At 68.8% G+C, this 18413-nt stretch carries 18 protein-coding genes; 9 read left to right on the top strand and 9 right to left on the bottom strand.

What is annotated here, in order from left to right; genetic code table 11:
- Positions 1-219: 219 nt before the first annotated feature.
- Genes C5B99_RS15040 through C5B99_RS15025 form a run of 4 tightly spaced genes read left to right on the top strand, consistent with a single transcriptional unit; the run spans position 220 to position 4487 of the window.
- Positions 220-900 carry a GntR family transcriptional regulator gene (locus C5B99_RS15040; protein ID WP_104243504.1) on the top strand — a complete coding sequence of 227 codons (681 nt, stop codon included), beginning with the start codon at positions 220-222 and terminating at the stop codon, positions 898-900.
- Positions 897-2432, top strand: coding sequence for an MmgE/PrpD family protein (locus C5B99_RS15035; protein WP_104243502.1), 1536 nt, complete (start codon positions 897-899; stop codon positions 2430-2432). The genes C5B99_RS15040 and C5B99_RS15035 overlap by 4 nt, the downstream gene beginning before the upstream one ends.
- Positions 2432-3331, top strand: coding sequence for a methylisocitrate lyase (gene prpB / locus C5B99_RS15030; protein ID WP_104243499.1), 900 nt, complete (start codon positions 2432-2434; stop codon positions 3329-3331). Before C5B99_RS15035 ends, prpB begins: the two co-directional genes overlap by 1 nt.
- A 40-nt stretch (positions 3332-3371) precedes the next feature.
- Entirely contained in the window at positions 3372-4487 is a 1116-nt protein-coding gene (locus tag C5B99_RS15025) for a bifunctional 2-methylcitrate synthase/citrate synthase (RefSeq protein WP_104243497.1), read from the top strand.
- Between the two features lie 78 nt (positions 4488-4565).
- On the opposite strand, the gene C5B99_RS15020 is transcribed toward C5B99_RS15025, so the two are convergent.
- From C5B99_RS15020 to upp, 4 genes are all read right to left on the bottom strand, one after another.
- Entirely contained in the window at positions 4566-4898 is a 333-nt protein-coding gene (locus C5B99_RS15020; protein WP_181058082.1) for a helix-turn-helix transcriptional regulator, read from the bottom strand.
- A complete protein-coding gene (locus C5B99_RS15015) occupies positions 4882-5346 on the bottom strand; it encodes a MarR family winged helix-turn-helix transcriptional regulator (RefSeq protein ID WP_104243495.1) in 465 nt (154 codons plus the stop codon). The genes C5B99_RS15020 and C5B99_RS15015 overlap by 17 nt, the downstream gene beginning before the upstream one ends.
- A 160-nt stretch (positions 5347-5506) precedes the next feature.
- The gene (locus tag C5B99_RS15010; protein WP_104243493.1) at positions 5507-6202 is read right to left on the bottom strand and encodes a winged helix-turn-helix domain-containing protein; all 696 of its coding nucleotides are present in this window, start codon (positions 6200-6202) and stop codon (positions 5507-5509) included.
- A gap of 385 nt (positions 6203-6587) precedes the next feature.
- Entirely contained in the window at positions 6588-7223 is a 636-nt protein-coding gene (upp, locus tag C5B99_RS15000) for a uracil phosphoribosyltransferase (protein WP_104243489.1), read from the bottom strand.
- Positions 7224-7304: 81 nt separating this feature from the next.
- On the opposite strand from upp, the gene C5B99_RS14995 reads away from it, so the two are divergent.
- Positions 7305-7766, top strand: coding sequence for a nucleoside deaminase (locus C5B99_RS14995; RefSeq protein WP_374953243.1), 462 nt, complete (start codon positions 7305-7307; stop codon positions 7764-7766).
- 21 nt (positions 7767-7787) lie between these two features.
- Here the strand turns inward: C5B99_RS14995 and C5B99_RS14990 are convergent, their stop codons facing one another.
- On the bottom strand, positions 7788-8087 hold the full coding sequence (locus tag C5B99_RS14990) for a hypothetical protein (RefSeq protein WP_146080122.1): 300 nt from the start codon (positions 8085-8087) through the stop codon (positions 7788-7790).
- A 215-nt stretch (positions 8088-8302) separates the two neighbouring features.
- Here C5B99_RS14990 and proC point away from each other — a divergent pair, with 215 nt between their 5' ends.
- The 3 genes from proC (at position 8303) to C5B99_RS14975 (ending at position 12120) form a co-directional block, all read left to right on the top strand.
- Positions 8303-9142 (top strand): pyrroline-5-carboxylate reductase, encoded by an 840-nt coding sequence (gene proC, locus C5B99_RS14985; RefSeq protein ID WP_104243485.1) that lies wholly within the window; start codon positions 8303-8305, stop codon positions 9140-9142.
- A gap of 91 nt (positions 9143-9233) precedes the next feature.
- Entirely contained in the window at positions 9234-10787 is a 1554-nt protein-coding gene (locus C5B99_RS14980; RefSeq protein ID WP_104243483.1) for a DnaJ domain-containing protein, read from the top strand.
- A 103-nt stretch (positions 10788-10890) separates the two neighbouring features.
- Entirely contained in the window at positions 10891-12120 is a 1230-nt protein-coding gene (locus C5B99_RS14975) for a CPBP family intramembrane glutamic endopeptidase (RefSeq protein WP_104243481.1), read from the top strand.
- Between the two features lie 111 nt (positions 12121-12231).
- Here C5B99_RS14975 and C5B99_RS14970 read toward each other — a convergent pair whose 3' ends face one another.
- Together C5B99_RS14970 and C5B99_RS14965 are read right to left on the bottom strand one after the other, a co-directional pair.
- The gene (locus C5B99_RS14970; RefSeq protein WP_181065032.1) at positions 12232-13443 is read right to left on the bottom strand and encodes a M20 family metallopeptidase; all 1212 of its coding nucleotides are present in this window, start codon (positions 13441-13443) and stop codon (positions 12232-12234) included.
- Between the two features lie 62 nt (positions 13444-13505).
- Positions 13506-15077: an AbgT family transporter gene (locus C5B99_RS14965; protein ID WP_104243477.1), complete on the bottom strand. Its 1572-nt coding sequence runs from the start codon at positions 15075-15077 to the stop codon at positions 13506-13508.
- A gap of 109 nt (positions 15078-15186) precedes the next feature.
- Here C5B99_RS14965 and C5B99_RS14960 point away from each other — a divergent pair, with 109 nt between their 5' ends.
- The gene (locus C5B99_RS14960) at positions 15187-16203 is read left to right on the top strand and encodes an Lrp/AsnC family transcriptional regulator (RefSeq protein ID WP_181059729.1); all 1017 of its coding nucleotides are present in this window, start codon (positions 15187-15189) and stop codon (positions 16201-16203) included.
- Here the strand turns inward: C5B99_RS14960 and C5B99_RS14955 are convergent.
- On the bottom strand, positions 16196-16864 hold the full coding sequence (locus C5B99_RS14955) for a TrkA family potassium uptake protein (protein WP_068478414.1): 669 nt from the start codon (positions 16862-16864) through the stop codon (positions 16196-16198). The two genes, C5B99_RS14960 and C5B99_RS14955, sit on opposite strands and share 8 nt — an antisense overlap.
- Positions 16857-18314 carry a TrkH family potassium uptake protein gene (locus C5B99_RS14950; RefSeq protein WP_104243473.1) on the bottom strand — a complete coding sequence of 486 codons (1458 nt, stop codon included), beginning with the start codon at positions 18312-18314 and terminating at the stop codon, positions 16857-16859. Before C5B99_RS14950 ends, C5B99_RS14955 begins: the two co-directional genes overlap by 8 nt.
- Between the last annotated feature and the right edge of the window lie 99 nt (positions 18315-18413).

Below are 18413 nucleotides of genomic sequence, written 5' to 3'. Positions count from 1 at the left end.
ATATCGGGCATCAAGAAGCCTTCTTCTGAGGAAATTTCTCCAAGGCTAGAGCACAAGCGGCTCCGCACGACTCGGCGCGGCGAGCGGTGGAGCGGCCTCGGCGACTGCGGGCACGAGTGGGGATGCACCTATGTATGCATAGCCTGGCAGTTCGGGCAGAATCGTTGCTCAATGGGCCGACTGTGCATACATTGAGGGGTGTCCAAACGAGGGGAAACCATGCTCGCCAGCGACCGGGTCTACGCGGTGCTCCGTGAGGAGATCCTCGCGGGTGCGCTCCTGCCCGGGACGGTGCTCACCGAGGTCGAGCAGGCAAGCCGCCTCGAGGTGTCTCGCACGCCGGTCCGCGGTGCGTTCACGAGACTCCTCGCCGACGGTCTCGTGCGCAGCCAGTCGCCGAGAGTGCTGCTCGTCTCCGAGATCAGCCCAGAACGTGTCGTCCAGCTCTACGAGCTGCGGGAGGCGCTCGAGACGCAGGCCGCCGCGCTCGCGGCGATGCGCCGAGACGAGAAGCCGTTCGAGTCCATCCGCATCCGCCTGCTGCACGCACCCGAGCTCCTCGAGCTCGGGGAGGCCGGCATCGCCGACTACTTCGAACTCGTCGACGCGCTCGACCGCGCCATCGACGAGGCCGCGGCAAGCGACTACCTCAGCGTCGCGCTCGAATCGTGCCGCCTCCACTCCTCGCGAGTGCGCAGGCTCGCGAGCCACAACCCCGAACGCCTGCGCGAAGCCGCGAACGAGCACCTCAGCGTCGTCGACGCGATCCTCGCCCGCGACCCTCGCCTCGCCTCGCACGCGACCCACGTCCACCTGCACCGCAGCCTCACGACCGCGCTCTCCTCCCTGCAGCCGAGCGCTCCACGACCAACTCCTCCAGAAGGGATCCTCCACACGTGAATCTCCACGACGTCCGAGTCCACCGCAGCGACGAGAACCTCGAGCGCCGCGACCAGCTGGCGTGGAAGATCGCCGAGGTCGCCGCCGACCCCGTCCCCGTCCAGGCCGAGGTGACCGACATGGTCATCAACCGCGTCATCGACAACGCCGCAGTCGCGGCCGCCTCGCTCACCAGAGCCCCCATCGTCGCCGCCCGCGACCAGGCACTCGCGCACGGCGTCTCACGTCACGGCGCCGGCTCGACGCTCTTCGGGCTCGAAGACGCGCAGCGAACCTCACCGGAATGGGCGGCCTGGGCGAACGGCGTCGCGGTGCGTGAGCTCGACTACCACGACACGTTCCTCGCCGCCGAGTACTCGCACCCTGGCGACAACATCCCGCCAATCCTGGCGGTCGCCCAGCACCTCGCGGGCCAGCGAGCCATCTCCGGCGAGCAGCTCGTTCGCGGCATCGCGACCGGCTACGAGATCCAGATCGACCTCGCCAAGGGCATCTGCCTGCACAAGCACAAGATCGACCACGTCGCCCACCTCGGCCCGTCGGCGGCGGCCGGCATCGGGACGCTCCTCGGGCTCGACGCGGAGACCATTTTCCAGGCCGTCGGGCAGGCGCTGCACACGACGACGGCAACACGTCAGTCGCGCAAGGGCGAGATCTCGACCTGGAAGGCGCACGCGCCAGCCTTCGCGGGAAAGATGGCCGTGGAGGCCGTCGACCGCGCCATGCGCGGCCAGACCAGCCCCACCCCCATCTACGAGGGCGAGGACGGCGTCATCGCCTGGCTCCTGGGAGGTGTGGACGCGCGCTACCAGGTGCCCCTCCCCGCCACCGGAGAGTCCAAGCTCGCGATCCTCGACAGCTACACGAAGGAGCACTCCGCCGAGTACCAGGCGCAGGCCTGGATCGACCTCGCGCGCAAGCTGCACAACGAGCACCCCCAGCTCGCGACTGCGCCCGACCGCATCGAGCGCATCCTCATCCGCTCCTCCCACCACACGCACTTCGTGATCGGCTCCGGCGCGAACGACCCGCAGAAGTACGACCCGACCGCCAGCCGCGAGACCCTCGACCACTCGATCCCCTACATCTTCACCGTGGCGCTGCAGGACGGCGCCTGGCACCACGTGGGCTCCTACGCGCCGGAGCGAGCCGCCAGGCCCGACACCGTCGAGCTGTGGAAGCGCGTCGTGACCGAGGAGGACCCGGAGTGGACCCGCCGCTACCACTCGCTCGACATCGCCGAGAAGGCGTTCGGCGGGAGCGTCGAGATCCTGCTCGCCGACGGAACCGTCATCCGTGACGAGATCGCCGTCGCCGACGCGCATCCGCTCGGTGCGCGGCCGTTCGCGAGGGCCGAGTACATCCACAAGTTCCGCACCCTCGCCGCGGAGGTCGTCGAGGACCACGAGATCGAGCGCTTCCTCGACACCGTGCAGCGGCTCCCCGAGCTCGCCCCAGGTGAGCTGGGCCAGCTCGGCTTCGTCGCGTCGCCCGGCGTCATCGAGTTCAACGAAGGCGGAGGGATCTTCTGATGCTGTACGCCAAGACCAGCCCCGCAGAGAAGCGCGCGGCGTTCCGAGCGAGTCTCGCCAGCGGGGAGCTGCTGCGCTTCCCTGGCGCCTTCAACCCGCTCTCGGCTCGCCTCATCGAGCAGAAGGGCTTCGAAGGCGTCTACATCTCCGGAGCCGTGCTCTCCGCCGACCTCGGCCTGCCCGACATCGGGCTCACGACGCTCAGCGAGGTCGCAGGGCGTGGCAGGCAGATCGCCCGCATGACGGAGCTGCCGGCCATCATCGACGCCGACACGGGCTTCGGGGAGCCCATGAACGTCGCCCGCACCGTGCAGGAACTCGAAGACGCCGGCCTCGCGGGCATGCACATCGAAGACCAGGTCAACCCGAAGCGCTGCGGGCACCTAGACGGCAAGCAGGTCGTCGACGAGGAGACGGCGCTCAAGCGCATCAGGGCGGCCGTGGATGCGCGGCGAGACCCCAACTTCCTCGTCATGGCCCGCACCGACATCCGCGCCGTCGACGGGCTCGACGCATCCATCGACCGCGCCAGGAAGCTCGTCGACGCGGGCGCCGACGCCATCTTCCCTGAGGCGATGGCATCGCTCGAGGAGTTCGCGGCCATGCGCGCGGCCGTCGACGTGCCGCTGCTCGCCAACATGACGGAGTTCGGCAAGAGCGAGCTCTTCACGGTGCAGCAGCTCGCCGACGTCGGCATGAACCTCGTCATCTGGCCCGTCTCGACCCTCCGCATCTCGATGGGCGCGACGGCAGGGGCGCTCGACGAGCTCATCAGCCACGGAACGCTCACGGGAAAGCTCGACCAGATGCAGCACCGCGCGGAGCTGTACGAGCTTGTCGACTACGAGGGGTATAACCACTTCGACAGCGGAGTGTTCAATTTCACCGTCAAGCGCTGACGACAGCAGCGTTCGGCACACAAGGAAGGGCAGGTCAACGATGACTGAGCAGGAGATCTACAAGGGCCTCGCAGGGGTGCCCGTCGACTACAGCGCCATCTCGAAGGTCAACCCGGAGACCAACTCCCTGCTCTACCGCGGCTACCCGGTGCAGGAGCTCGCGGCGCAGAAGAGCTTCGAGGAGGTCGCTCTGCTGCTGTGGGGAGGCGAGCTGCCGAGCGAGGCGGAACTCGCCGAGTTCGGAGCGCAGGAGCGCTCGGGCCGGGCGCTCGCCGACAACGTGCGCTCCATCATCGATGTCCTGCCCGTCACGGCGCATCCCATGGACGTCGTGCGGACGGCCGTGAGCGTCATCGGCGCCAATGACCCAGACGCGGACGACCCGTCGCCCGAGGCGGAGCTCGCGAAGGCGAAGGCCCTCTTCGCTGCGCTCCCCGCGATCGTGGCCTACGACCAGCGCCGCAGGCACGGCCTGGAGCTCGTCGAGCCTCGCGACGACCTCGACTACTCGCAGAACTTCCTCTGGATGACGTTCGGGGAGGAGGCCGCCCCCGAGGTCGTCGATGCCTTCCGCGTCTCGATGGTGCTGTACGCCGAGCACTCCTTCAACGCCTCCACGTTCACGGCACGCGTCATCACGTCGACCACGGCAGACCTCTACTCGGCGGTCGTGGGCGCGATCGGCGCGCTCAAGGGCGCCCTGCACGGTGGCGCGAACGAAGCGGTCATGCACACGTTCGCGGAGATCGGCGACGCGGCCAACGTCGAGGCCTGGCTCGATGACGCGCTCGCGAACAAGAAGAAGATCATGGGATTCGGGCACCGCGTGTACAAGAACGGCGACTCACGCGTTCCCACCATGCACGCCGCCCTCGAGCGCCTCGCCGAGCACTACGACCGACGTGACCTGCTCGAGCTCTCCGAGGCGCTCGAGCGGAGCTTCGGCGAGCGGAAGGGCATCAAGCCGAACCTCGACTATCCGGCGGGTCCCGTCTACCACCTCATGGGCTTCGACACCCCGACCTTCACGCCCCTGTTCGCTGCGGCGCGCATCACGGGATGGACGGCTCACATCATGGAGCAGGCCGGAGCCAACTCGCTCATCCGCCCGCTCGCCGTCTACAACGGCGTCGACGAGCGCCACCTCGAGGGCTGAGGCGGACAGGGCGGGGCTGTCGGCCCGTCCCGGCCTGCGTCTCGAGGCTCTCGCCTCTCGGGAGGCTCGGCGCCGGGCTCAGCGGGGACGGATGCTTGCCGAGGTCGCCTGGAGCTTCGTCGCCTCGAGGCGATACAGCCCCCATGTGCCGCTGCGCTCGTAGGTGAGATACCCGCCGTCAACGAGGATCCGCAGGTGGTGCGAGGCCGTCGACTGCGCGCATCCGAGCGCTGAGACGAGTTCCGTCACGGTCGTCGGACGGTCCGGATTCGCGGCCACGAGAGACAGGATGCGCAGTCGCGTCGGGTCGGCGAGCACCTGGAGTCCGTGGGCGAGCGTGTTGGCGGTCGCCGCATCGAGCGGTGCGGCGGAAGCAGCACCGGCCCATGCGAAATCAGGCGCCGAAGTCACGCCCGCGACCACCCGTCTGGCCGACTCGGAGCTTCGTGCAGAGGTGCTGCAGGGTGCGGAGCTCGTCCGCGTCGAGCGAGCTGGTCATCCGCTCCTGGATGTTGCGCATGTGCGTGCGCGCCGCACGAGTGAACTCGGCGCGGCCCTCCGTCGTGACCTCGATGAGCGTCGATCGCAGGTCGAGCCGGTCGTCGATCTTCACGAGGAACCCGCGCTGCACCAGCCGATCGACGAGCCTCGACACCGAGGACTGCGTGATCAGCACGTTGCGGTTCAGGTCGCGGAGCCGGATGCGTCCCTGCGGCTCCCGCACGACGTTGAAGAGCACGTCGTACTCGTTCATCGACATGGAATTGCTCGAGAACTCGCTGCGGAGCTCCCGCATTATCGAGACCTGGGCTCGGAAGAGGGACTCCCAAGCCTCCACTGGGTTGCTCGTCGTCGGCATCCGGCCTCCAGCTTCGTCGTCTCGTCAGCTTCCGTTGCAGTGTACTGGCCAGTACATCAGGCGACGGAATCCGGCGCGACCACGCGGCGCGAGAGGCCGCATCCACTCGCCGCAATGCGGCGCAGAGGCCCGGTCCCGGCGGGGGATGGGGCCAGGCCGATCAGAGGCGGTCGGGTGACTGTGCGTTCGGGTAGAGCACCTCGACGTCGGCGTGACGGTCGAAGCGGTAGCCGGTGCCGCGGACCGTGCGGACGATGTCTCCGTAGGCACCGAGCTTGGAGCGGAGGCGGCGGACGTGCACGTCGATGGTGCGCTCGTTCGGGCGCTCCTCGTCGCTGTCGCGCCACAGGATGTCGATGATCTCGGTGCGGTCGACGGTGCGTCCCTCGCGCAGCACCAGCGCCTGGAGGAGCTCGAACTCCTTGTAGGTGAGGCCCGCGTTCTCACCGGAGACGCTCACGCGCTTGCGAGTCGTGTCGATCGTGACCCCCTCAGCGGAGTCCGGCAGGTGGTCCTCCTCGACCCCGCGGGCAGCGAGCGCCTGAGGGTCCTGCAGTGCGAGGCGGACGACGTCGACATCGCGACCGCCGGCGCCCTTCGGAGCCAGCGCGACGGCTGCATGCGTCTCGGCGTGCGGGGCGACTTCGGCGGTGACGCGCTTGAGCGCTTCGACGAGCTCGGTGAGCGTCGTCCCGTCGAGGTTGGCCTTCGCTTCGTCGAGACCGACGTAGAGGACGAAGCCGCGCGCTTCAGGCGCGGCGGGGACCGCCTGGACATAGGCGGGGCGAGGAGTTTCTGGGATCTGGGTCACGGCATTCAGGGTGCGAGGGCGGCGGAAGTCGGTAGCAAGCGACATGGGAGGAAGTCCTTCGAGGTGATGATGCTCATGGCACCCACCTGCGGGCGGGTGCTGCCCGCGACGGTTCGCGGACGGTGCCGAGGGGCTGGAGCCTCGGCGGGATGCGGTCGGGTGCAGAGAGCAGCGCGACCACGCTGGCCCAAGGGGCGCAGGGCTCCTTCTCCATGGGACGGGCCGTCATGAGAGAAGGGGGCGGGAAATGCGGCGACTCGACGGAGGGTGAGTTCCGGAGTCAGCGGCACATTCGACAGCACATCACGCTGCTGGGCATCATCATGCCAGCGGTTCCCGTCGCCGAAATGGCGGTCAGGGGTCGCGAGATGTTCGTCATGCCGCCAGTATCTTTCCCCGTGACGGCACATGTCAACAGATGACGCGAAGTTTATTCCGCGACGCCGTAGAGGCGATCGCCCGCATCGCCGAGTCCCGGCACGATGAAGCCGTCCTCGTTCAGCCCCTCGTCGAGGGCTCCGACGACCACCGTGACGTTCTTGTCGGCGAACGCCTCACGCATCTTCTCGATGCCTTCCGGGGATGCGACGATGCAGATGGCCGTGACGTCGACTGCCCCCGCGTCGAACAGGAAGTCGATCGCGGCGACAAGTGAACCGCCTGTCGCCAGCATCGGGTCGAGGGCGAAGCACTGGCGGTTCGCGAGGTTCTCCGGGAGGCGCTTGGCGTAGGTCTCCGGCTGCAGCGTCTCCTCGTTGCGGCGCATGCCGAGGAAGCCGACCTCGACGTTGGGGACGAGCTTCAGGAACCCGTCGAGCATGCCGAGGCCCGCGCGGATGATCGGGACGACCAGAGGAACGGGGTCCGTCATGCGCAGGCCAGTGGTCTTCGCGACCGGGGTCTGCAGCTCGTACGACTCGGTGCGGACGTCGCGGGTTGCCTCGTAGCTGAGGAGGGTCACCAGCTCTTCGACCAGCGAGCGGAACTGCTGCGACGAGGTCTTCTCGTCCCGCAGCACCGAGAGCTTGTGGGTGATGAGCGGGTGGTCGGCTACGTGCAGGCGCATGAAATACAGAGTAACGATGCTGGAGGCGTCCCGGTGACATCCGGTCGATGAGATCGTGGCCGTGATGGGAAGATGGGCGGCGTGTCACTCCACGTCGACGAGCGCCTGCACGAGCTCATGGGAATCGCCCTCGGTGAGGCCGAGCTGGCGCTCGCGAGCGCCGACGTGCCCATCGGTGCGGTCGTCACCGACGCTGCGGGCCAGGTCATCGCCACGGCGCACAACGAGCGGGAGCTGACCGGGGACCCGACGGGGCACGCGGAGGTGGTGGCGATCCGCCGCGCGGCCGAGCGCCTCGGTGTCTGGCGCCTCGACGGATGCACGCTCGTCGTCACGCTCGAGCCCTGCGCCATGTGCGCTGGGGCGATCCTCTCCTCGAGGGTCGGCACGCTCGTCTACGGCGCCTGGGACGACAAGGCCGGCGCCGTCGGCTCGCGCTACGACCTCGTGCGCGACCGGAGGCTCCCCGAGCGTGCTGTGGTCATCGCGGGGGTGCGCGAAGCGGAATGCGCGGCGCTCGTACGCGGGTTCTTTCGGGACTGAGCGCCGCGGAGCCCTCGCAGGTCAGTCGACGGAGCGGATGACGATCGACTCGGTGCTCACGTGCACGTTGTGTCGCTCGGTCACGTCGGGCTCGACGAAGATCGACTCCGCGTGCGGGGCGGCCTCGCGCACGAGCGCGCGGAGCTGAGCGAGGACGGGAGGCAGATCGAGCACCTGCGGGAGGTTCAGCACCGAGACGCGGACTCCCACGAGCGTCACGCGGTCATCGACTTCCACGCTGCGCACCTGCAGCACCTCGCCCACGTGCACGTTTTCGAGCAGCAGTTCGCGAATGTGAGCGGCGAGTTCCTGATTCGGCACGAGTTCCCCTTCGACGGTGACGAGTAACGGCCAGCATACCGAGGCCACCTTGGCGCCTCTCAGAGCAGGTGCTGCATCGCGGCGTCCTTCATGGTGCATCCGTACAGTCGCGACGCCGACGCGGCGTCGACCGACCCTGTCCTCGGGCGGCGGGGAGGCGGCGCGCGAGGGCGCACGGCGGGCGAATGTCGGTGGTGCATCCGTACAATCCCGGTATGACGGCACTCACCTATGCGTTCCTCGGCGGCGGCAACATGAACGGCGCGATCCTGCGCGGGCTGCTGGATGCGCCCCTCGGCGAAGGGGCACGGGTCCACGTCACGACGAGGTCCGCGGCATCTGCGGCGGCAGGCGAGAGCGACGACCGGGTCACGACGACGGCGCTCGAGTCCGATGCGCGTGCGAACCTCGCCGCGGTCGAAGAAGCTGACGTCGTCGTCCTCGGCGTCAAGCCCTACCTGATCGGCGAGCTGCTCGACGAGATCGCGCCGGTGCTCAAGCCGGACGCGGTTGTCATCTCCGTGGCGGCAGGCGTGCGTCTCGAGAGCCTGGCGGCACGGCTTCCCGACGGCGCGCAGATCGTTCGCTCGATGCCGAACACGCCCGCGAGCATCGGTCTCGGCGTCACGGGCCTCGCGGCGAACGACTCGACAGGCGAGGCCGCGCTCGCGGTCGCCGTCGCGCTCTTCGAGAGCGTCGGCAGGGTGGCCACCATCGACGAGGACCGCATCGATGCGCTTGCCGCGGTCTCCGGTTCGGGGCCAGCGCACGTGTTCCTGCTCATCGAGCAGTACCTCGAGGCGACCAGGCGCCTCGGCTTCGACGAGGAGCTCGCGCGGCAGCTGGTCGTCGGGACGTTCGAGGGCGCAGTCGGCATGGTCGTCCGCGATCCCGAGACCGAGCCGTCCGAGCTGCGTCGGCGGGTGACGAGCCCCAAGGGAACAACCGAGCGCTCCGTCGCGGTGCTGCAGGACGCCGACCTCGCCGGCCTCTTCGAGCGTGCGTTCGACGCGAACCGGCGCCGATCCGCTGAGCTGGCCGCAGAGAACTCCTGAGTCCACACTCGCGCTCGCCCGCACGGCGACGGGCGACGAGGCGATCACTGCGTAGGCTTGGGCACTTGAACCAGGAGCGGGAGGGACGGCCATGAGCGGTCGACGGCACGTCTTCACAGAAGACCTCTACCTCGTGCTCGGCGTCTCCAGAACGGCGTCCCTCGAAGAGGTCCGTCGCGTCGGGCGTGCGAGGCAGCGAGAGTCCCACCCCGACCTCGGCGGCAGCTCCGACGACTTCGTCAGGGTGCGACTGGCGGTCGAGGTACTGACCGACGAGACGACGCGGCGGGAGCACGATGCGTGGCTCGCCGGTGGCGGCTCGCGTCATGTCCGCACCCAGCAGCGCGCGCAATGGGCTCCGACGAGCAGGCGCTCAGCCGGTGGCGGCGGGCGATTCCGCACGCCCCCTCGCGCCAGCACGAAGCGGGACTCGGCCGCCTCCGCCCCTCGTCGCAGCGCCCACGCAGAGCCGGCGACGCGGGACGCACCGCCGCCGTCGCGCATCCCCGCGCAGGTCTTCGACGTGCGGCGCATGGCGTGGTTCCGCACGCGCTGGCCCGAGCAGCCCGCCTACTGGCCGCCTGCGGTCGCCGCGAAGCGTCCGTACACGCGCCGTGAGCTGATGGCGGTCTCGATTCACGCTGCGATCGTCGTCATCGGTGCGCTCCTGCTCCTGATCGACGCGTCGTTCGTGCGCCTCACGGTTCCCACGTTCGGGCCAGGGGAGGAGCCGACCATGTGGCCCGCGGTGCTCGCCTACGTGGCGGTCAGCGCGGCTTGGCTGACCTTGCGACTGCGTGTCCGAGCCCAGCGCTGGGCTCTCGTGCTGTGGCTCGTGACACTCGTGGTGGCCGTCGTCGCTGGCGTGCTGTCGGCGACGCTCGGTGTCATGTCCCTGTTCGCGACGACTGCAGGCATGCAGAACCCGGCGTTCGCGAGCCTGCTCGTGCAGGCCGCCATCTACCTCGCAGCTGCAGTGTCTGGCTACTTCGCCTGGTCCGGCCTCACGCAGCGCCGCGTCGCGGTGACCCGCGAACGACTCCTCGTCCAGCTTGCCAACGAATCCGCGCCCCCGGCGGGTGACGGCAGGCGAGTCTGGGGTGAACCAGGCCAGACGGCGATGGACGCCGGCGGAACCGCGGGCGGCACGAACCCCATGCGGGCATTCCTCGCGCAGCGCTCGGTCGGCGAACCCCTCGCCCAGCTCCTCCGCATCCCAGGCGTGCGCATCGTGCATGGCCTCCGGGTTCCAGGCCAGGGCACCGGATCGATCGCGCACGCCGTGATCAGCGGCCGCCGCGTGGCGCTCATCAACGACGAGCTCTGGGCGCCGGGCACCTACGGCATCTCGGCAGACGGCGAGCTCACGCACAACGGCGTCGCCTTCTCCTCGCCCGCGGCGGAGTTCCCGCACGCCGTCGAGCGATTCCACGAGCTGTTCGGCGAGATGTCGGTGGTTCGGGGGTGGATGACGGTCGTCGCGGAACGTGAGGGGGCGCTCGAGGTCGACAACGCGCTCACCTGGCAGCGAGTCAGGCTCGCCACCACGGAATCGCTGCTGCGCGAGGTCGGCGACTGGCTGGCCGGCGACGGCAACCGTGTCGACCGGCTGCTCCTGCGCGACCTCGTCGCCCACAAGCGCTGACGTAGCCGCACCCCTGGGGCCTCCCTCGCGCAGCGGAGAGATCGGATGAGGAATCAATCGTGCGGCTGATCCCCGGGCATCCGCTCGTCGGTAGCGTCGAAGCATGAGCAACCACGGCATGACTCCGACCCCGACCGGCAGTGCACCGCTCACCGAGCAACCCGCGACCGGCAGCAGCAGACTCACGTACGACCATGCGCTGAGCCCGATCGGCCGCGGCAAGGGATGGTGGAGGGGGCTCCTCTTCATTGCGTTCCTCGTCGTCGGCTTCTTCATCAGCTCCATGACCATCGGCGGTCTCGGGATCCTGATCTCCACCTTGACCGGGGAGATCAGCCAGCAGCAGCTCATGGACGCCGTCGAGAGCGGCATCGTCCCCATGACACCCGCGATCTTCGTGACGAACAACCTGGCGCTCGCGGCGCTCCTCCCGCTGGCGTACCTCGGTCAGCGGATGCTGTTCGGCGTCCGGCCCGGCACGATCTCGTCGGTCACGGGCCGCTTCCGGTGGGCGTGGTTCCGCAAGCTCGCCCTGGTCATCGTCCCGGTCTTCGCGGTCTACTCGGCTGGGCTGTTCCTGCTCGAGCCAGCCGAGGTCAACATCGACGGCACGGCGATGCTCATGCTCGTGTTCGTGCTGCTGACGACGCCCTTCCAGGCCGCGTCGGAAGAGTACGTGGCGCGCGGCGGCTTCCAGCGCGCGGCCGGCTCCTGGTTCGCCTCACCGCAGCTCTCCTTCATCATCGGCACCGCGGTCTCCGCGACGCTGTTCTGCCTCGCCCACGGGGCTGGCGACTGGTGGCTCATCGGGTACTACTTCTTCTTCGGCGTCATCATGTCGGTCACCGTCAAGTACACGGGTGGGCTCGAGAGCGCCGTGCTCATCCACGCGGCCAACAACGTCATGCTGTTCATCCCCTCCGTGCTCACGGGGCAGCTCAGCGAGGGCATCGACCGCTCGGAGGGTGCGGGTGGCCCGATCATGCTCCTCCCTGCTGCGTTCCTCGCGATCGTCGCGGCGTTTGTCATCTGGCGTGCCAAGAAGGAAGACGTCGAGACGACGACTGCGCCGCTCGTGACCGCCAAGCAGCGCAAGGAGGAAGCGGCGCGCGCCGCCTACGAGCTCTACGCGCAGCAGCAGGCGCAGCTCGCCCAGCAGGCCGCGCAGCAGCCGATGCAGACCTACGGCGACGCAGCCGGCCAGGCCTACGGCCAGGCTCCGGCGCAGCACTACGGCCAGGTGCCGCCTCAGCGCGACGGACAGGCGCCGAACCACGGTCAGCAGCAGTCGGACTGGGCGCCGCCAGCCGATACGAACCGGGGACGCGAGTAGCGCCCGCCGCTCTGCTCGACTGGCTGGGCGCGAAGAAGCCCCTCGAGATGGACCCAGCGTCCATCCGAGGGGCTTCGTCGCAGCAGCGTCCAGGACCCGCCGCAGGATCGGTCAGCGTGCGTCGAACGCCGTTTTCGCCTCGACCGCGAGGCTCGGTTCGCGGAATACGGCGAGTGCAGTCGCGGCGAGCATGGCTGCGCCGTCCGCGATGGTCGCAGCGGCGTTCGGGCCGCCCGCGGCTGCCGCGAACTCGCGCGTGTGCGCAACTCCGTCCGGGATGAGCTGGATCATCGGGTGGATCGACGGCACGACGTGGCTGACGTTGCCCATGTCGGTGGAGCCCGTTATGGGCTCCTCGCCCACTTCACGGCCCAGGCGATCGAAGGCCGAATGGGCGATGTCCGCCAGCACGGGGTTCGAGATGAGCGAGTAGTAGGCAGGCGTGTTCTCCTCGATCAGCACCGTGCACCCGGTTGCGATCGCGGCCCCCTCGAAGCAGGCGCGGACCCTCGGCACGACGTTCTCGAGCAGGTGGTCGCGCTCGGCCGCGCGGATGAAGATCCGCAGCGCCGTGCGCTCCGGGATGATGTTGGGCGCCTGGCCGCCATCCGTGACGATGGCGTGCACTCGGGCGTCGTCCGTGAGCTGCTGGCGGAGCAGCCCGATGGCGGTCAGCGACAGCGTGGAGGCGTCGAGCGCGTTGATGCCCGTCTCGGGGCTCGCAGCAGCGTGGCTGGCGCGCCCCGTGAACGTGACGTCGAGTGCCACTCGGGAGAGCGTGGAGCCGCCCACGGTGTTGGTGGCCCCCGGGTGCACCATGATCGCGAGGTCGATGCCGTCCAGCACGCCGCCCTCGATCATGGGCACCTTTCCTGCCGCACCCTCCTCGCCGGGGCTGCCGATCACGACGACGTGGGCGGGAGTGCCGGGGGCGGCGGTCAGGGCGTCCTTGAGCAGGATGCCCGCGCCGAGTCCGCTCGCCGCGATGATGTTGTGGCCGCACGCGTGCCCGATGCCCTCGAGGGCGTCGTACTCGCAGAACACGGCGATCGTGGGGGTGTCCTCACCCGCATCCGGGGTCGACCAGCGGCCCACGAAGGCCGTGTCGAGGCCGGCGAAGCCACGCTCGAGGGCGAAACCCGCCGACTCGAGCTCGGACGTGAGCCTCGCTGCGGCGTGCACCTCGGTGAAGCGGATCTCGGGGTTTGCGTGCAGGTCGGCGGCGACGTCGACCAGCAGGGGCAGTCGCGCTGGCAGCTGCGCGCTCAGCTCGTCGACGATGGCGGGGACGTTGTCCGTTCGGATGCTTGTGCTGGTGTTCATATGCGGTGTTCCTCCACTGGGTGGGATCGGGGTTCTGGGAGATCGGCTGCGGTCGGTCGGCATCAGCCGCCCATCATGAGGCTGTGTCCGGGGCCGACCGGCAGGTCGAAGATGCCCCACACGAGGAGCTGCAGGAGCCAGACGCCCCAGATCGCGATCGTGAACGGCATGACGAGGCTGAACAGGGTGCCGAGGCCTCCCTTCGGCGCCCACTTCTGCATGAGGCCGAGCACCACGGGCAGCATCGGGTTCATCGGCACGAGCGGGTTCGACGCGGAGTCCGTGATGCGGAACGCAGCCTGCACGTAGGCGGGGTCGACGCCGTTGAGCATGAACATCGGCACGAAGATGGGTGCGAGGAGCGTCCACAGCGCGGAGCCGCTGGCGAGGAGCAGCGCGGGGAGGAAGACGAAGACGCTGAAGATCATCAGGCCGCCGATGCCGCCGAGCCCCGTCGCCTCCATCGCGGTGGCGCCGCCCGTCGCGATGAGGAGGCCGAGCTTCGACCAGGAGAACCATGCGATGGCCTGAGCGGCCGTGAAGATGACGACGATGAACGGGACGAGCTCCTTCACCGCGTCCGTCATCATGCTCGGCACCTGCCCCCAGGTCGTGAGTGTGCCGGAGGCGATGCCGTAGCTGACCCCGCCGATGAGGAACATGAGCAGGATGAAGATCGGGATGCTCGACATGAACGGGGAGCGGAGGATCTCGCCGCCCTCGCCCTGCAGCGCGGAGCCGGGCAGCAGCAGGAGCGTCGCCAGGATGGCCAGGTAGGTGACGATCGCGACCGCGGCGACCAGGAGCGCGCGCCGCTCCCTGGCGGTCACGGGCTGCGGGTCGGCGTCAGGCGTGAGTGCGCTCGGCAGGGCGTCGGTGTTGGGCACGAAGGTGCCGAGCTTCGGCTCGAGGAAGCGCTGGCAGACGAACGTGATGACCACGGAGAGGATGACTGTCGAGGTCGCGAAGAAGTAGTAGTTCGCGACCACGGACACCTCGGCACCAGGGTCGACGATCTGCGCGGCGCTCGTCGTGATGCCCGACATGAGCACGTCCGTGCCGGCTGGCACGATGTTGGCGCTGAACCCGGCCACGACCGCGGCGTAGGAGGTGATGAAGCCCGCGAGCGGGTGCCTGCCCGCGGCGAGGAACGCCGCCGCTGCGAGTGGGGGGAGGATCACCATGGCCGAGTCGGAGGCGAGGTTGCCCATGAGGCTCACGAACACGACGACGAAGGTCACCGACCACTTCGGGGCCGAGAGCACCGTCGCTCGCATGAAGGTGCTTAGGAGGCCGGTGCGCTCGGCGACGCCGATGCCCAGCATGACGGTGATGATGAGGCCGAACGGCGGGAACGTGACGAAGTTCTCGATCGCGCTCGAGACCGCGTACACGAGGCCATCCGGTGACAGGATGCTCTGGATCGGCACGATCTCGTCGGTGGCCGGGTCGAGCGTCGTCGCGCCGAGGCCCGCCGCGATGGCGGAGGCGACGGCGACGAGGCCGGCGAGGATGAGGAAGAGGTAGAACGGATGCGGGAGGCGGTTGCCGACGCGCTCAACGCCGCGCAGCATCCTTCCGCTGAGTCCTGGCGCCTCCGCGAGCGTGAGCTCCGTGGTGTCAGTCCGAGGCATGTGCACTCCGATGTTCGAGGGGACTTCGTTGTCCTGAGTGTTGAGATTCTGCTTTACGGTCCTGTTACGACGGCTGTTCTGAGTTGGAATTGGGTCCAAGATGTTCGATATGGATCTTGAGCCGGTTGAAGTCGCACCCGCGTTGTCCGAAACGGACCTGGCGCTCATCGACGTCATGCAGGAGGACCCCCGCGCGCCGTGGGCGCAGATCGGGAAGTCCCTCGGCGTCAGCGCGCCCACGGCTCGGCGCCGTTGGGAGCGACTGCACGCAGCGGACTCCGCGTGGGTCACGACGCACGTCGGATGGAACTCCGGAGTGGTGACGGCCATCATCGCCGTGCAGTGTCGGCCGGGGACCGTCGAGACGGTCGTCGAGGCGCTCGTCTCGCATCCGCGCGTCGTCACCATCGCCGGCATCACGGGAGATCACGACCTGATGCTGACCGTGCTCGTGCCGAACGTGCAGGAGCTTCGACGCTTCCTCCGAGTGGGTCTCACCTCTCACGGCGACGTCGTGCGGATGCGCTCCATGCTCGTGACTCGCATGTTCCTCGATGGCTCGCACTGGCGCTCGGGGCTCGGCGGAGCCCCGCGAACTGTCGAGGCTCGCGATGGCGGCTCCTCGGCCCCTTCGCCGAGTCCCGCGCTTGCGACGGCGATCAGCGTCCTCGAGCGCGACGGACGAGCGCCGAGCAGCGAGCTGGCATCGGCACTCGGCGTCTCGGAAGCTCACGCCAGGAGGTTCGTGCACCGCGCCGTGCGGTCCGGACACATCGTGCAGCGCATCGACGTGCAGCTCGAGCAGCCGCGCTGGCCCTACTCGCTCGTGCTGTGGATGGTCGTGCCGGCCGGCCGCCTCTACAGCGCCGCAGCCCGCATCAGCCAGCGCCAGTCGGTGCGCGCCTGCGCGGCGCTCGCGGGAGGCAGCGCCAACCTGTACGCCATCGTCTGGCTGAGCTCACTCGCGGAGGCGCCGGACGTGGAGATGCAGATCGTGCAGGACGGTGACGTGCGTGTCGTCGAGCGCAGCATCATGCTCCACTACAGCAAGCGCATGGGGCACGTCTTCGACAGCGAGCAGCGCAGGACCGGTCACGTGCCGTGGGTCGCCGGGGCGGTTACGTGAGCGCCGCGAAGCGCTCCACATCGGAGGCCGAGCCGGACACGATCACGAGGTCGTGGTTCGAGACCACCGTGTCCGCCATCGCGTAGGTGAAGGGCTTGCCCGGGCTCTTCACCCCGACGACCGTCACCCGGTACTTCGTGCGAACGCCGGACTCCATGAGGGGGACGCCGCGGATCGCCTTCGGCGGGTAGAGCTTCACGAGCACGAAGTCGTCATCGAACTGGATGAAGTCGAGCATGCGCCCCGAGAGCAGGTGCGCGATGCGCTCGCCGGCCTCTCGCTCCGGGTAGATGACGTGGTGCGCGCCGATGCGGCCCAGGATCTTGCCGTGTGTCGCCGACATCGCCTTCGCCCAGATCTGCGGCACCTTCAGGTCGGAGAGGTTCGCCGTGACGAGCACGCTCGACTCGAGCGACGTGCCGACGGCGACGACGGCGACGGCGAACTCGTGCGCGCCGATCTGCCGCAGGGCCTCGATGTTCCGTGCATCCGCCTGCACGGCATGCGTCACCCGCTCCGCCCACTTCTGGACGAGTCCCTCGTCGGTGTCGACCGCGAGCACCTCGCGGCCCTGACGCTGCAGCTGGCCCGCGGTCGCAGCGCCGAACCGGCCGAGGCCGATGACGAGCACCGGCGCATTGTGTGGAATCGGCTCACCCAACGATGATCCTTTCTTCGGGCAGCCTGAACAGCTGCTTGTGCTCGCTGGAAGCGAGCGCGGCGGCCATGGTGACCGTGCCCACGCGGCCGAGCCACATGGTGATGGAGAGAATGTACGCGCCCTGCTCTGGCAGGTCCCCGGTGAGCCCCGTCGAGAGGCCGCAGGTGGCGAATGCGCTGATCGCCTCGAAGATCGCCTCGTCGAAGGGCACCGAGGCGAAGTGCATGAGGGAGATCGAGGAGACCGCCACGATCGTCGCCCCCCAGAGCGTCACGCTGACGGCAAGGCGCAGCACATCGTTCGGGATGCGGCGGCCGAACGCCTGGATGTCGTTGACGCCCTTCGCCTCGGCGAAGGCCGCGAGGAAGAGGATCGCGAGCGTCGTCACCTTGATGCCACCCGCCGTGGACGCGCTGCCGCCACCCACGAACATGAGCATCTGCATGGCGAGCATGGTGGCGGGGTCGGCGTCGGCGAGGTCGATCGTGGAGAAGCCGCCGGAGCGGGTCATGGCGGACATAAAGCCCGCCGTCACCGGCCGGAACCACGGGTCCTGCGCGCCGATCGTCTGGGGGTTGTCGCCCTCGAGGAAGTAGATCGCGACCGCGCCGAGCACGAACAGCAGCACGGTCGTCGAGAGGGTCAGCTTCACGTGCACCGAGATGCGCTGCTTCGTCTTCACCCAGCGCGTGAGGGCGAAGATGACGGGGAAGCCGAGGCTGCCGAGGAAGACGGCCGTCGCGAGGCACGTGAGCATCCACACGTCCGTCGCGAAGGGCGCGATGCCGCTGCTCGTCGGCATGAACCCCGTGTTGGTGAACGCCGACGTCGCCCAGAAGAAGCCGTCGAGGATCGCGTCCCAGAGCGGCTCGCCCGCGATCAGGAGGCGAGGGATGATGAGCATCGCGATGATCGTCTCGATGATGACGAGCGAGATCGCGACGGTCGCGAGGATCCCGCCGATGTCGCCCAGCTTCACCGCCTGCGACTCGGAGACGGGGCCGGCGTGCGTGCGCAGCGCGTTGCTGTCGCTCGCCGCGACGAGCTTCTGCCGCAGTCCGAGGCGCCGCGTGACGATCGCGCCCATGATGCTCGCGAGCGTCAGCACTCCGATGGCCCCGACCTGCATGCCGAGCCACACCATGAAGTGGCCGAAGCCCGACCAGTGGGTGGCCATGTCGACCACGGAGAGGCCCGTGACGCAGATCGTGGAGACGGCGGTGAAGAGCGCCTCATGGAACGGAGTCATGGTTCCGTCGGCCGAGGAGATCGGCAGCATGTAGATCGTCGTCCACAGCAGGATGATGCTCGTGAAGATGATGACCGCGAACCGGGACGGCGTGTGGTGGGCGAAGTCGTCGATCTTCCGGCCGACGGCCGCGACGATGCGCCGCAGCAGCCCATCCGTGTCCACGGGTGCGGGGATGCTCGAGGCCCGCGGAGTGCGCATCCCATCCCCAATTCACTGCACCGTCGACGACGCCGCGCGTGCGCGAGGCGTCGGTCATGCTACTCCTCGCGGGTGGAATCGCGAATCCGTGGCACGGCA

This window comes from Pseudoclavibacter sp. Z016, from assembly GCF_002931215.1.
Classification (GTDB): domain Bacteria; phylum Actinomycetota; class Actinomycetes; order Actinomycetales; family Microbacteriaceae; genus Pseudoclavibacter.
This window is presented reverse-complemented; position numbering and strand designations above follow the sequence as displayed.